General features: G+C 56.0%; 14 protein-coding genes. 9 read left to right on the top strand and 5 right to left on the bottom strand.

Features of this window, described 5'->3' with window-relative positions; genetic code table 11:
* Positions 1-56 precede the first annotated feature (56 nt).
* From ACIQW9_RS04815 to ACIQW9_RS04775, 9 genes are read left to right on the top strand one after another with little or no spacing between them, the layout of a single operon-like run.
* On the top strand, positions 57-593 hold the full coding sequence (locus ACIQW9_RS04815) for a TRAP transporter small permease (protein ID WP_402333638.1): 537 nt from the start codon (positions 57-59) through the stop codon (positions 591-593).
* Positions 594-1940: a TRAP transporter large permease gene (locus ACIQW9_RS04810; RefSeq protein WP_402333636.1), complete on the top strand. Its 1347-nt coding sequence runs from the start codon at positions 594-596 to the stop codon at positions 1938-1940. It abuts the gene before it with no gap.
* Positions 1940-3592 (top strand): malonate decarboxylase subunit alpha, encoded by a 1653-nt coding sequence (gene mdcA / locus ACIQW9_RS04805; protein ID WP_402333633.1) that lies wholly within the window; start codon positions 1940-1942, stop codon positions 3590-3592. Before ACIQW9_RS04810 ends, mdcA begins: the two co-directional genes overlap by 1 nt.
* Positions 3593-3614: 22 nt before the next feature.
* Positions 3615-3929: a malonate decarboxylase acyl carrier protein gene (gene mdcC, locus ACIQW9_RS04800; RefSeq protein WP_402333630.1), complete on the top strand. Its 315-nt coding sequence runs from the start codon at positions 3615-3617 to the stop codon at positions 3927-3929.
* The gene (locus ACIQW9_RS04795) at positions 3926-4822 is read left to right on the top strand and encodes a biotin-independent malonate decarboxylase subunit beta (protein ID WP_402333628.1); all 897 of its coding nucleotides are present in this window, start codon (positions 3926-3928) and stop codon (positions 4820-4822) included. Before mdcC ends, ACIQW9_RS04795 begins: the two co-directional genes overlap by 4 nt.
* Complete coding sequence (mdcE, locus tag ACIQW9_RS04790; protein WP_402333625.1) at positions 4822-5538, top strand: biotin-independent malonate decarboxylase subunit gamma; 717 nt, start codon at positions 4822-4824, stop codon at positions 5536-5538. Before ACIQW9_RS04795 ends, mdcE begins: the two co-directional genes overlap by 1 nt.
* Positions 5522-6190 (top strand): malonate decarboxylase holo-[acyl-carrier-protein] synthase, encoded by a 669-nt coding sequence (gene mdcG / locus ACIQW9_RS04785; RefSeq protein WP_402333622.1) that lies wholly within the window; start codon positions 5522-5524, stop codon positions 6188-6190. The genes mdcE and mdcG overlap by 17 nt, the downstream gene beginning before the upstream one ends.
* Positions 6190-7113: a triphosphoribosyl-dephospho-CoA synthase MdcB gene (gene mdcB / locus ACIQW9_RS04780; RefSeq protein WP_402333620.1), complete on the top strand. Its 924-nt coding sequence runs from the start codon at positions 6190-6192 to the stop codon at positions 7111-7113. Before mdcG ends, mdcB begins: the two co-directional genes overlap by 1 nt.
* 15 nt (positions 7114-7128) lie before the next feature.
* Positions 7129-8076: an ACP S-malonyltransferase gene (locus ACIQW9_RS04775; protein ID WP_402333617.1), complete on the top strand. Its 948-nt coding sequence runs from the start codon at positions 7129-7131 to the stop codon at positions 8074-8076.
* 77 nt (positions 8077-8153) lie between these two features.
* Here the strand turns inward: ACIQW9_RS04775 and ACIQW9_RS04770 are convergent, their stop codons facing one another.
* The 5 genes from ACIQW9_RS04770 to ACIQW9_RS04750 all read right to left on the bottom strand — a co-directional run bounded on the left by ACIQW9_RS04770 (position 8154) and on the right by ACIQW9_RS04750 (position 12597).
* Positions 8154-9944, bottom strand: a complete 1791-nt coding sequence (locus ACIQW9_RS04770; RefSeq protein ID WP_402333614.1) for a bifunctional metallophosphatase/5'-nucleotidase — start codon at positions 9942-9944, stop codon at positions 8154-8156.
* The gene (locus ACIQW9_RS04765; RefSeq protein WP_402333611.1) at positions 9941-10171 is read right to left on the bottom strand and encodes a hypothetical protein; all 231 of its coding nucleotides are present in this window, start codon (positions 10169-10171) and stop codon (positions 9941-9943) included. Before ACIQW9_RS04765 ends, ACIQW9_RS04770 begins: the two co-directional genes overlap by 4 nt.
* 182 nt (positions 10172-10353) lie before the next feature.
* Positions 10354-10866: a DUF1993 family protein gene (locus tag ACIQW9_RS04760; protein WP_402333608.1), complete on the bottom strand. Its 513-nt coding sequence runs from the start codon at positions 10864-10866 to the stop codon at positions 10354-10356.
* Between the two features lie 110 nt (positions 10867-10976).
* Positions 10977-11648: a tRNA-uridine aminocarboxypropyltransferase gene (locus tag ACIQW9_RS04755; RefSeq protein ID WP_402333605.1), complete on the bottom strand. Its 672-nt coding sequence runs from the start codon at positions 11646-11648 to the stop codon at positions 10977-10979.
* 25 nt (positions 11649-11673) lie between these two features.
* Positions 11674-12597: a LysR family transcriptional regulator gene (locus ACIQW9_RS04750; RefSeq protein WP_402333602.1), complete on the bottom strand. Its 924-nt coding sequence runs from the start codon at positions 12595-12597 to the stop codon at positions 11674-11676.
* Between the last annotated feature and the right edge of the window lie 9 nt (positions 12598-12606).

Here is a 12606-nt window from a genome sequence, read left to right as displayed (position 1 = left end):
CGTCGAACTAAAAATGCCTGCAATTTCACTTGCAGGCATTTTTTCAGGAATTTCATATGACTAATTTGATTCGATTGATGGGCAACAGTTTGCGTGCCTTTAATCGCTGGATGGCGATTCTTTCTGCTTTATTAATTGTGGTGGCGACGCTGGCGCTGGTCTACGAAGTGGTGACGCGCTACTACCTGCTTATCGCCAACGACTGGATGATCGAGTTTTGTGTTTACCTTTTGATTGCCGCGACTTTTCTGGCTGCTGCCTATACGCAGGCCGAACGCGGCCATGTCGGCATTGAAGTGCTGGATGAAGTGATGTCGCCGAAATGGAACAAGTATCGTTTGATGGCGGGTGATTTTCTGTCGCTCATCGTGGTGTTTTTTGTCGCGCGCAATGCGTGGCTATACGCATGGAACGCTTATCAACAGGGATGGAGCACCAGTTCCACCTGGGCTCCACCATTGTGGATTCCCTATTTTTTCATGGGGTTCGGCTTGAGCACGATGGCTTTGCAGATGGTGATGCAGATCATCGAAACGCTCACCATTCCTGTCCAGCATCAACAACATCAAGAACAAAACCTGATGGGAGCCTAAATGGGCACGCTAGAACTTGGTTTGCTTTATCTCGGCGTCACTCTGGTCCTGTTGTTTTCAGGGATGCCGATTGCGTTTGCACTGGGCGCCAGTGCGCTTGGCTTCATGTACTTTTTCATGCCGCCGATGAATCTGGAAATGCTGGCTGAAACCTTGTACGGTGAACTGGATAACTTCACCTTGTTGACGATCCCGCTATTCATCATTATGGGAGCGGCCATAGGCAAGACGCGGGCCGCTGTCGACCTGTATGAATCGGCTTATCGCTGGATGCACAAAATGCCGGGCTCGCTGGGCGTGGCCAATGTGATCGGCTGCACGGTATTTGCTGCATTGTGCGGATCGAGTCCTGCGACGTGTGCGGCGATCGGTGGCATGGGCATACCCGAAATGCGCAAGCGCGGCTATTCGGATGCGCTGGCAACCGGCCTGATTGCTGCCGGCGGCACGCTGGGCATTCTGATCCCGCCATCGATCACGCTGATTATCTACGGTTTGATTACCGAACAATCGATCGGCAAGCTGTTTTTGGCCGGCATCATTCCCGGCTTGTTACTGGCATTTTGCTTTGCTGCGTATGTCGTGTATCGGGCATCCAAGGATATCCGTTTGGCCAACGAGGCACTGGCAGCAGGCAGCGATCATGTGCATACGGCTCCAGTAGTGGAAACCTATAGCTGGCGTGAGCGGTTTGAAGTGCTGCCACGCTTGTTGCCATTCGTGATCCTGATCGCCATCATCATGTATGCAATGTACGGCGGCATCGGTACGCCGTCCGAGATTGCCGGCATCGGCGCCTTCGGTGCGATGGTACTGGTGGCGCTGGTGTACAAATGCTATCGCTGGATGGACGTACGTGCGATTTTCCTGGGTACGGCAAAAGAATCGTGCATGATCATGATGATCATTGCGATGGCTTTCCTGTTTACTTATGTGATGAGCTATCTGCGTATCACGCAAAGCGCAGCGGAATGGCTGGCCGCGCTGGAAATGTCCAAATGGGCCTATCTGTTCTGGGTCAATGTGCTGTTGCTGGTGCTCGGTTGCTTCCTGCCGCCGGTCGCCATCATTCTGATGGTAACGCCAGTTATTTTGCCCGGCATTATTGCCAATGGTTTCGATCCGATCTGGTTCGGTATCGTGTTGACAGTCAACATGGAACTCGGATTGATCACACCGCCGGTCGGGCTGAATCTGTTTGTCATCAAGGGTATATCGCCCGACATCAAGAACCGCGAAATACTCAGAGGCGTTGTTCCCTTCATCTGGATCATGATTGTGTTCATCGCGCTGCTGGCTGTATTCCCGGAGATAGTCACCTACCTGCCTAATAAAGTGGGGATGTAATGAAACAGTGGAATCTGCTTTCCGAAAATAGGGAAAAAAGAATTGCACGGGGCCTGGCGATCACAGGACGGATCGCCGACCCCGGCAAAATTGTTGCACTGCTTGAAGCCGTGATTGAATCGGGCGATCGCGTCTGCCTCGAAGGCAATAACCAGAAGCAGGCGGATTTTCTGGCAGGGGCCTTGTGCTCGCTGGATCCGGCGCGTGTGCATGATTTGCACATGCTGCTCTCGGTTCTTGCCTTGCCGGAGCATCTGGATGTTTTCGATAAAGGGATTGCATCCAGGCTGGATTTTTCCTTTTCCGGGCCGCAGGCAGTTCGTCTGGCGCGGCTGGTTGCGACGGGCAAGATCAATATCGGTGCGATTCATACCTATCTCGAACTGTTCGGACGCTACTTCATCGATCTGACGCCGCGCGTGGCGCTGATTGCCGCACAGGCGGCAGATCGGCAGGGAAATCTTTACACGGGGCCCAACACCGAAGATACGCCAGCCATCGTGGAGGCGACGGCCTTCAAGAACGGTATCGTGATTGCGCAAGTCAATGAAATCGTTGATGTGTTGCCGCGTGTTGATGTGCCGGCAGGCTGGGTGGATTTTGTGGTGCCGGCACCGACGCCGCATTACATCGAACCCCTGTTCACGCGCGATCCTGCATTGATTTCCGAAGTGCAGGTCTTGATGGCGATGATGGCCATCAAAGGCATCTACGCCGAATACGGTGTGGAACGCATCAATCACGGCATTGGTTTTGATACCGCCGCGATTGAATTGATCCTGCCGACCTATGCCGAGTCGCTGGGCCTGAAAGGAAAAATCGGACGGCACTGGGCCTTGAATCCTCATCCCGCACTGATTCCTGCGATCGAAGCCGGCTTTGTGGAGTCGGTGCATTCTTTCGGCTCGGAGCTGGGTATGGAACGCTATATCGAAGCGCGTCCGGATGTATTTTTTGTCGGACGCGATGGTTCGATGCGTAGCAACCGTGCGATGTCTCAGGTAGCCGGCCATTATGCGTGCGACATGTTCATCGGTTCGACGCTGCAGATCGATTTGCAGGGAAATTCATCGACCGCAACGCTGGGTCGCATTTCCGGTTTTGGCGGTGCGCCGAACATGGGCTCGGATGCACGCGGCCGGCGTCACCCAAGTGCGGCATGGCTGAAGGCAGGGGAGCAGGCGCGGCAGCAGACAAACCAGGACAAGAAAAAAATACCGCGTGGGCAGAAACTGGTAGTGCAAATAGTGGAGACCTTCCGCGAACATATGCAACCGGCTTTTGTGGAGGAACTCGATGCATGGAAAGTGGCCGAGCAGGCCAAGCTGGCGATCCCGCCGGTGATGATTTACGGCGACGATGTCACGCATATCCTGACTGAGGAAGGCATCGCCAATCTGCTGTTGTGCCGCACCGAAGAAGAGCGCGAACAGGCGATACGCGGCGTTGCCGGTTATACGCCAGTCGGCATGGCGCGCGACAAAAAAATGGTGGAAAACCTGCGTGATCGCGGCATTATTTTGCGCGCCGAAGACATGGGCATCGACAAGCGCATGGCGACGCGCGATCTGCTGGCAGCAAAAAACATGAAAGACCTGGTGCGCGCATCCGGCGGCTTGTATGCACCGCCCAAGCGTTTCAGAAACTGGTGAAGCAAGACATGGAAACCTCGATATGGAAACCTTGAATTTTCGTTTTGAAAACGGTACGCGACGTATCACGCCGCATGCGGAACTGGTCGGTGTGGTGAGTTCGGGCAATCTCGAAGTGCTGATCGAAACGGCGGCCCTGAACGGCGGCTGCGAAGTGGAAGTGAAAACGGCTGCGGTTGGATTCGCTGCAATCTGGCAGGCAGTGATAGCGGATTTTTATCTGCGCTGGTCGCTGGCGGATGTCCGCATCTCGATCAACGATGTAGGCGCGACACCTGCGGTCGTCAGTCTGCGTCTGGATCAGGCGGTGGAATCCATGATGGGAGCGACGACATGAGCAGCTATCTCGAAGCGAATGCACGGCAGCGCATCCATCAGTTGCTCGACGCGGATTCGTTTACGGAATTTCTGCCGCCGGCGCAGCGCATCGTCAGCCCGCATCTGGCGCAACTGGATACGCCGGTCTCGTTCGACGATGGCGTGGTGATCGGCAGCGGCACATTGCTGGGAGCGAAAGTGCTGGCCGCATCGCAGGAAGGCGGCTTCATGGGCGGCGCGGTGGGCGAGGTGCATGGCGCCAAACTTGTGGGCTTGCTGAAACGTGCCATCCAGGATCGCGTGGACGGTGTGGTGCTGTTGCTGGAAACCGGCGGCGTGCGCCTGCACGAAGCGAATGCCGGTTTGATTGCGGTATCGGAAGTGATGCGCGCAGTACTCGATACGCGCGCCGCCAATATCCCGGTCATCGTTTTGATCGGCGGCTCCAACGGCTGCTTTGGCGGCATGGGCATCGTGGCCTGTTGCGCCAATGCGATCCTGATGTCGGAAGAAGCGCGGCTGGCGATGTCGGGCCCGGAAGTGATTGAGACGACGCATGGCGTGGAAGAATTCGATTCCCGCGACCGTGCTCTCGTGTGGCGCACGACAGGAGGCAAGCACCGTTACCTGCTGGGCGATTGCGATGCCGTGCTGGCAGACGATATTGATGTTTTTCGCGATGCTGCATCTGCAGCGCTGCAACGCTGCCGGCAAAGTTCAGCCGAACTCACGCTGCAGGCGCTGGAATCCGAACACGCTTTGCTGAGCAAGCGCTTGAAGGATTTCGGCCAATTGTCCGAACCTATGGATATCTGGTCCAGCCTCGGCATTACGAACCCCGCTGCATTGCCGATGCTGGAAGCCGAAGCCTTCATGCAGCAGGTCTCATCCTTCCGCCTGGGAGAACGCTAATGGAATGGCAGAAACTTGCTGCAGAGTTGTTCCCGGAAGGGCATGACATTGTCGAGCGCGATTTTTTCCTGCGCGGTAACGCGACAGTCGCCGGTCGCATCGTTACCGTCATCGGCACTACCGGGCATACACCCATCGGAGTGGAAATTGCGCTGGCGCAGGCCAATGCCATACTCGAAACGATGCGTGAATTTCCCGGACGCCCGCTGATCATACTGGTCGACACGCAAGGCCAGCGCCTGCGACATCGTGATGAAATGCTGGGCATCAATCGCTATATGGCGCATCTGGGTAAATGCATCGATCGTGCGCGCCGCAATGGCCATCCGGTGATTGGCCTGGTCTACGATCAGGCACTGTCCGGTGGTTTCATCACGAGCGGCCTGATGGCAGATGCCTGTTATGCGCTGCCCGAGGCGGAAATCCGCGTGATGGGCTTGCCCGCCATGGCACGCATTACCAAAGTGCCGGAAGAAACACTGCGCGAGCTGGCGAAGTCGAATCCGGTGTTCGCTCCCGGCGCAGAAAATTATTTGAATATGGGCGGTGTCGAAGCCATCTGGCACGATGATCTGGCAGCCTGTTTATCGCTGGCTCTGCAACAGACGGATGCAAGCGATCGCCGCAGTGAACGTGGGCTGGAAAGAGGCGGGCGCAAAATGGCGCGTCCGGTTATCCAGGCCGTGCTGGCCAGCCGCGATGTTTTACCGTCATAACCGCGTCTGGCTATCTGCAACTGGATGGCAGGCTGCATGTGCACGGCTACCGGCTGCACATGCAAAAGAATTGATGCGATGGGCTGAAAATGACTGGCCGGCCATCGTGCGCCGGAACGACGCCGCTGCACAGCCGGATATGCTTTGCCTTGGCCTGGCACCACCGCCTGAGCTGGATAGCGGTGTAAAAACACGGATTCCCTTTTCAGTCGGTACGACGGACATCATGCGCCACGAAGCACCGCTGGCGCTCATTGCGGCAGAAGCTGCATTGCCGTCTGCATGGCGTTGTGCATTTTCTGCATTGGCAGTAGAAGCAGGCGGCAAGGAACTGGAATTTCGCGTTTATGGTTCAGTCGCGCTGCAGGCAATAACAGGTCTGCCTTACCTTGCCGCTTCTTCCGACATAGACCTCCTTTTTTATCCGCGCACGCAGGCACAGCTTCAGGAGGGCATGATGCTTCTGGATCTGTATGCAAAACAATTGCCGCTGGATGGGGAAATCGTTTTTCCTTCCGGGCGCGCGGTGGCATGGAAGGAGTGGGCGCAAGCGTTTGCAAAGCCGGATCGCCTGCGGGTGCTGGCGAAAGGCATGTCGAGTTTGAATCTTGTGCCGACCGCAGACTTGCTGGCGGAACTGGAAAAATCATAGTGAAGCAATCAGCTCATTCCTTTCCTGCGCGATCCCGGGAAATTCCTGGCAGTGTCGCTGTCCGGATGCCTTCGGCAAACAAGCTGCTGCGTGATGCGTGCCTGGCAACGGCCGGCATCGCCATAGGAAGCCTGCACGCAGAACTGGTGCTGTATCCGAAGCCCGGCCTGGTCTCTCTCATAGACAATGGCAGCCATACGGACATGGATGCCGGCTTGTTCATGCGCAGCCTCTTTTCACTGCGCCATTACTTTGTCCGGGCGGCACATGCGGGGGCAGCGGATGTGCCGTTTGGCGTATTGAAGGAACTCGGTATTCAGGCAGAGCAGCGCATGCTGGCAGCAACCGGCGGTATCAACACGCATCGTGGTGCCATTTTTTCTCTGGGCCTGCTCTGTGCCGCCGCCGGATATTGCCACAGCCACGGATTGCCTTTATCGGAAAGCACATTGCGCACGGTGCTCATGAGGCAATGGGGGGCGGCACTGGAGGCGCACTCGATGCCGCCGGCATCCGGAACTTCTCACGGCATGCGTGTTGCACATCTGTATGGCATTAGCGGTGCGCGCGAAGAAGGCGCAAAGGGTTTTCCGGCGGTATTCGATATCGGTGTGCCGCAGTTGCGTAAAACCATCGCCGCAGGGCGTTCGTCATATCATGCGCAGATCGATGCCTTGTTCGCCTTGATGGCGCATATGGCAGACACCAATATTTATCATCGCGGCGGGCCGGATGGCGCGGTGCTGGCCAGACAGGCTGCGCAAGGATACATCGCACTTGGCGGCACTGCACATCCGCACTGGCACGATACCGCGCTCGATAGCCACCGGCAATTTGTGAGCAGAGGTTTGTCGCCGGGCGGCGCAGCAGATATGCTTGCGGCAAGCTGGTTCGTGTATCAGGCAAGTCTATGGATGGAATGAAATGACAGGGACGGGATGAGTAATCGCATTGCTATCTTGTGCTCCGGACAGGGAGGGCAGCACGCGGATATGTTCGATATCCTGCGCGAGGATGCGCGTGCCAGTCAGTTGCTGCAGACATGGCCGCTGGAAGAACTGTGTGGACACACGCTGCCGGATATCTTGTCGGACGAACACTTGATGTTTGCCAATCCGATTGCACAACCGCTGGTGGTCGCGAGCATATTGGCAAACTGGGAAGCAATCAAAGGGCTCATACCCAGACCCGTGATTACCGCCGGTTACAGCATAGGCGAGCTGGCATCCTGGTCGGTGGCGGGGGCGCTGGCTCCGGAAGAGACGATCAGGCTGGCTGCGTTACGGGCCAAGCTGTTGCAGGCGTGCATTACACCTGAGCAGCCGCAAGTGATGCTGGCCATTTCGCTATCGCAAGCCTTGATACAGATGGCAGAGCTGGAGCCCGTGCTGCGTGCGCATGATTTTTTCATTGCGATTGAGGTCGATGAAGATGCGGTGATCGCCGGCGGCCTGCTCGACAATGCCGATGCGCTGGAAGCGGCCGTTAGCGCAGCCGGCGGTAAAGTAACCCGCCTGCCAATTGAAATCGCTTCGCATACGCCGTGGATGCGCGATGCGGTCACGCCGTTTGAAGACGCTGTGACGGCGAGCGGAATGAGCAATCCCTTATTTCCTGTTCTGGCGGGAATTTCCGGTGCACGCCTGCACAGCAAGGATGCCGCAGCGTCCGCATTGTCACGTCAGCTTGCCGAGCCGATACGCTGGCAAGGCGTGATGGACAGTCTGGATGAAGCGGGGGTGACGATGGCGATAGAACTGGGCCCCGGTGCGGCCTTGTCCAGAATGCTGAAGACGCGTCATCCGCATATACAGTGCCGCTCTGTTGCAGAATTCAGATCGCTGGCCGGTTTGAAAAGATGGGGCGAGCAGTACGCCGATACATGAAGCACAAGACAGAAAAATAGAAAAACTTCTGTCTTTGCTTCCCGAATATCAAATCACACAAGTTCTGAGCAAAAGCATCAATCGATGCGAGTAATCCTGTCGGTGGCCGGCGGTTTTAATGGGGAGTGTGTGCGCAGATACGTCTCCAGCGCATCGACATCCAGTGGGCCGCCCGACACATTGCGTCCCTCATTGAACAGGCTGAATTGATCGCCGCCATTTGCCAGGTAGCTATTCATCGTCACGCGATAAATTCTGTCATCTGCAATCGGCACGCCATGCAGCTGCATGGCGACGATGCGTGTGCCGGCCGGATTTTTCAGTTTGTAACTATAGGTAAATCCGCTCGATGGAAACAGGATGCGTGGATGCCCGATGGGGTTGCTGTCAGTCTTGAACTGCTGCTCCAGCAGTTTACGCAGTTGTGCTCCGGTAAAACTTTTGACGACAAGATTGTTGCCAAACGGTTGACTGCTGAATAGTTGCGCATAGCTGATCTCGCCGCCGCCGTTCGGAACCTGCAGATCGGCACGCAGGCCGCCGGGATTCATCAGCGCGAATTGTGCCTTGCCATTTTCCACTGATTGTGTGGCGGCGAGTTGCGCATCGGCGATCAGATTGCCGAGCGGACTTTCGCCGGACGCTGACTGTCTGCGTGTTGCGGATGCCGTCAGGCTGCCGACGATGCGGTTTGCCAGTGGCGCGGTGGCGTATGCGTAGCGGCTGACGATCGCGGCGACATCGCGCTCTTCCTCAAAACGCGGATACGCGGCAGAAGGCTTGACTGCGACACCTGCATGATTGATGAAGCCAGCTCCCTGCACGATCACATTGTTGGCGGATTTGGACACCACTTTGCGCGTGCGGGGATTGATGCGCAGATTGATGTCTGTCACGAGGGTGCCGTACTGGCCTGCGCTGGTCAGCAAAAACGGCTTGGCCGAATTTTTACGGCCGTAATCGCAGACATATGATCGATGCGTATGGCCGGATACCACGACATCGACTGCCGGATCGAGCCGCTCCAGTATCGCGACGATCGCGCCAGTCAGATTCGGGCAGGAATGATCGTTGAAGCCGCCGGTCGTCGTCCCGCCCTCATGCACGATGACAACGATGGCAGCGGCACCTTGCGCCTTCAACTGCGGGATCAGTGCATTCGCAGTACGTGCTTCGTCCTTGAAGGTCAGGCCGGCAACGCCGCCGGGCGTAACGATGTGTGCTGTATTTTTCAATGTCAGGCCGATGAAGCCGATCTTCACCTGCTGTGCACCATTGCCAAAGGTCTTGATGGCGCTGGCGGGGAAGAGTGTGCTGCCATCTGCCTTGAAGGTGTTCGCTGCGAGAAAGCCAAAATTGGCGCCGGGGAACTGCTTGTTGAGCGCGCAGGGCTGGCGTTGCGTGTATTGGGCGCAACCGCCGTTCTGCATGCGCAACAGCTCGGCTGCGCCTTTGTCGAATTCATGGTTGCCGACTGCATTGAAATCGATGCCGAATGCATTGACAGCTTCTATCGTCGGCTCGTCGAGAAACAGTGCGGATACCAGCGGCGAAGCCCCTATCATATCGCCGGCAGAAACGACCGCATGATACGGGTTGGCCTGCTTCAGGGATTTGATTGCGCCGGCAAGATAGGCGGCGCCGCCGGCCGGTATGCCAACATGCGTGCCGTCGGCGGTCGGTACGGGAATGGATAATTTTGGAGCTTCGAGATGACCGTGCAGATCGTTGAAGGCAATGATCTTGACGTCAATATTGGAGATGGTGTCATCGACTGAAGCGGGCAGGACTTGCGTTGCGGCAGGATAGCTTGCACTGCAACTGCCAAGCAGAACGGCGGCACAAAGCGACAGCGCAATCCGGATCATTTATCTGCGTCTGGATCGGGATCGACCTGGTTCCGAATTGCATCCATGATCAAAGGTTCGACTTCCTTCCACTTGAGCATGATCAGCGGATCGTCCGAATCGCAAAGGCGGGTATCAAATAATTGATGATCCACAGCATACATATTGAGCATCGCAGTATTGATAATTTTTTCATAAAAATATCGGCTTTCCGCATCCATGCCGGCAAACATTTTTCTGGTGCTCATATCCATACCTCGTATAGAAATTACCGTACCGGTCTCTGATCATTATATTCGGCTTGCCGATATCCGAAAGGTTTGCGTGCAGGCATGATGCAATGCGTCAGCAGACGTGAAAAGGGCAAACACGAATGTTTGCCCTTTTCAAGCTGACGGCAGTTCAAATGCCGCCAGTTACTCCATGCTTATCAATAGGTACCCATGTAATCGCGCTTGCCGATTTCAATGCCGTTGTGGCGCAGGATGGCGTAAGTCGTGGTGACGTGGAAGAAGAATTGCGGTAAACCGAAGTGCAGCAAATAATCCTGTCCATTGAATTTTCTTTCTTTTGGCGTTCCTGGGCGCAGAACGATGTCGCGCGCTTCCTGGCCGTCGATTTGTGCCGGTTTGATACTGTCGAGAAAGGTGATCGTTTCCGCCAGCATGGCACGCAGATCGGCAAAGGTGGTGGCCAGGCTGTCGTCGACCTTGGGTACGTCGAGGCCGGCCAGGCGCGCCGATACGCCGCGCGCAAAGTCGCCGGCAATCTGTACCTGGCGTATCAACGGAAACATGTCCGGGAACAGGCGCGCCTGCAGGTAGGCGTTAGGGTCGATGTTCTTTGCAGCAGCATGCTCTTCGGTTTTTTTGAGCAGGTCGCTCACGCTATTGAGCATTTGCTTGAGTACGGGGACGGAGGCGGTGTAGAGAGAAATGGTCATGGAACTTCCTTGGTGAGGGTGTGGCAGGTAGATGTGCCGATTATAGGCAGGATTGGAAAGTCGCGCAGCCGCCGGTATTTTTACGCCTGCTGATTTCTCTCGTGTCATCCTTATTCATGCTCTTGCATATCTGCCTGCATGCCGACATGCGCTTGTTGTTGTGCGACAAAACCGTCGAATGCCGCCAATAGGGGTTTATATTTTTCAATGTTTTCTTCCAGTTGCATCAAGGCGTAGCAGGTCGCCTCGAATGAGGAAAGCTGATCTGCCTTGTGCGCCTTGCGTATCCGGTAATGCGAAGACGGCGGATCGCGTAAGGTCAGACGCGGCAGCTGTTGCAGCAGCGGATTGAGATACAGCATCTTGCGGCTCTTGCGCCAGGTGCCATCCAGTACTATCAGGCGGATGCGCATTTCCGATGGTATCTGTGCGACGGGGGGCAACGCGATGAGTCCTTGTTCTTCAGAGTTTTCAGGATAGAGCAGGATAGGGTAGGCCGTCTTGTCTGACGCATGCATCTCGTTTGCAGAATCGAAAGGCGCATACAGCAATGCCTGCAGCTCATGTGCGGAAAATGTTTCGCCAACAACGAGACGACTGTGCGGCAAACTCATGTGCAGCAGGCGCGCACTGTTTTTTGCGTTGTGGACTTCCAGCGGATGCTGCAGGAACAGCACTTCGACATCATGCTCAAGCGGCGTGACCCACTGACAGATGCAGGTGCGTTGCGGACGCAGGCATCGTGCGCAGTAGAGGCGTTTGCTGGTGTTCGGCGATGACATGGGCAGGATTGGACTTTGTATCGTGCTAAAAAGCGGAAAAGCGCTGGGCGAGTTTTTGGGTACGGAAATGTTCGACGATAAAATCGACGAAGGCCCGCGTTTTTGCCGGCAATAGTTTCTGGGCTGTGAAGTAGAGAGACAACGTCCCCATATCGACGTACCAGTCGGGCAGCACCCGCAGCAGTTTTTTACTTTCCAGATAAGGAAGCGCATTAGGCATGGCGATCAACGTGATACCCAAACCAAGTTGAGCCGCTTCGCATGCGGCATCCGGATCGCTCATTGTCATGCGGATGCGCAATGTGATCGGCATTTGTTCGTTGGCGTGATTGCGCAAAGGCCACGGTCTTACGCGCCCGGTCTGCGGCGAACGGATCAGGATGCCATCATGCTGGGCCAGATCAATGGGAGATTGCGGCAGCGTTTTATTCGTAAAATAATCCGGTGCAGCAACGAGCACACCATGTGCTGGCGCCAGTGAACGGGCAATGACGCCGGGCGGCAACTCGAAGCCGCCGCCGATGGCTGCGTCAAATCCTTCCGCGACCATATCCACGCGACGATTGTCGAAATGCCAGTCCGGTACGATGGCAGGATAGCGTTGCAGAAAATTTCCCAGCAAAGGCACGATATACGCGCGTCCGAAACCGGTACCCATACTAATCTTCAATGCGCCGGCCGGCTGGCCATCAGCGCTGGTCAGATTGGCGACGGCCGATTGTATGATGGCCAAGCCGCTACTGACTTCAGCCAGAAAGCGTTCGCCGGCCTCGGTCAGGGTCAGGCTGCGTGTACTACGCTGGAATAAACGCACGCCGAGATTGGACTCCAGTTTTGCAACATTCTTGCTTACGGCGGCAGGAGTCAGACTGAGGCGTCGTGCGGCTTCCGAGAAGCTGCCCGCTTCGGCGCTACGTACAAAACACTCGATGCCGCTCATTGATTCCATGACTTCTTC

Source organism: Herminiimonas sp. NPDC097707 (assembly GCF_044761395.1).
Classification (GTDB): Bacteria; Pseudomonadota; Gammaproteobacteria; order Burkholderiales; family Burkholderiaceae_D; genus Oxalicibacterium.
Note: the sequence above shows the minus strand (reverse complement) of the source record. Positions and strands in the feature narration are given on the sequence as shown.

Excerpts from the sequence above, each read along its gene's own strand:
- ACIQW9_RS04815 (WP_402333638.1), top strand. The coding sequence starts at position 57 with ATGACTAATTTGATTCGATTGATGGGCAACAGTTTGCGTGCCTTTAAT.
- ACIQW9_RS04810 (WP_402333636.1), top strand. The coding sequence starts at position 594 with ATGGGCACGCTAGAACTTGGTTTGCTTTATCTCGGCGTCACTCTGGTC.
- mdcA (WP_402333633.1), top strand. The coding sequence starts at position 1,940 with ATGAAACAGTGGAATCTGCTTTCCGAAAATAGGGAAAAAAGAATTGCA.
- mdcC (WP_402333630.1), top strand. The coding sequence starts at position 3,615 with ATGGAAACCTTGAATTTTCGTTTTGAAAACGGTACGCGACGTATCACG.
- ACIQW9_RS04795 (WP_402333628.1), top strand. The coding sequence starts at position 3,926 with ATGAGCAGCTATCTCGAAGCGAATGCACGGCAGCGCATCCATCAGTTG.
- mdcE (WP_402333625.1), top strand. The coding sequence starts at position 4,822 with ATGGAATGGCAGAAACTTGCTGCAGAGTTGTTCCCGGAAGGGCATGAC.
- mdcG (WP_402333622.1), top strand. The coding sequence starts at position 5,522 with ATGTTTTACCGTCATAACCGCGTCTGGCTATCTGCAACTGGATGGCAG.
- ACIQW9_RS04775 (WP_402333617.1), top strand. The coding sequence starts at position 7,129 with ATGAGTAATCGCATTGCTATCTTGTGCTCCGGACAGGGAGGGCAGCAC.
- ACIQW9_RS04770 (WP_402333614.1), bottom strand. The coding sequence starts at position 9,944 with ATGATCCGGATTGCGCTGTCGCTTTGTGCCGCCGTTCTGCTTGGCAGT.
- ACIQW9_RS04765 (WP_402333611.1), bottom strand. The coding sequence starts at position 10,171 with ATGAGCACCAGAAAAATGTTTGCCGGCATGGATGCGGAAAGCCGATAT.
- ACIQW9_RS04760 (WP_402333608.1), bottom strand. The coding sequence starts at position 10,866 with ATGACCATTTCTCTCTACACCGCCTCCGTCCCCGTACTCAAGCAAATG.
- ACIQW9_RS04755 (WP_402333605.1), bottom strand. The coding sequence starts at position 11,648 with ATGTCATCGCCGAACACCAGCAAACGCCTCTACTGCGCACGATGCCTG.
- ACIQW9_RS04750 (WP_402333602.1), bottom strand. The coding sequence starts at position 12,597 with ATGGAATCAATGAGCGGCATCGAGTGTTTTGTACGTAGCGCCGAAGCG.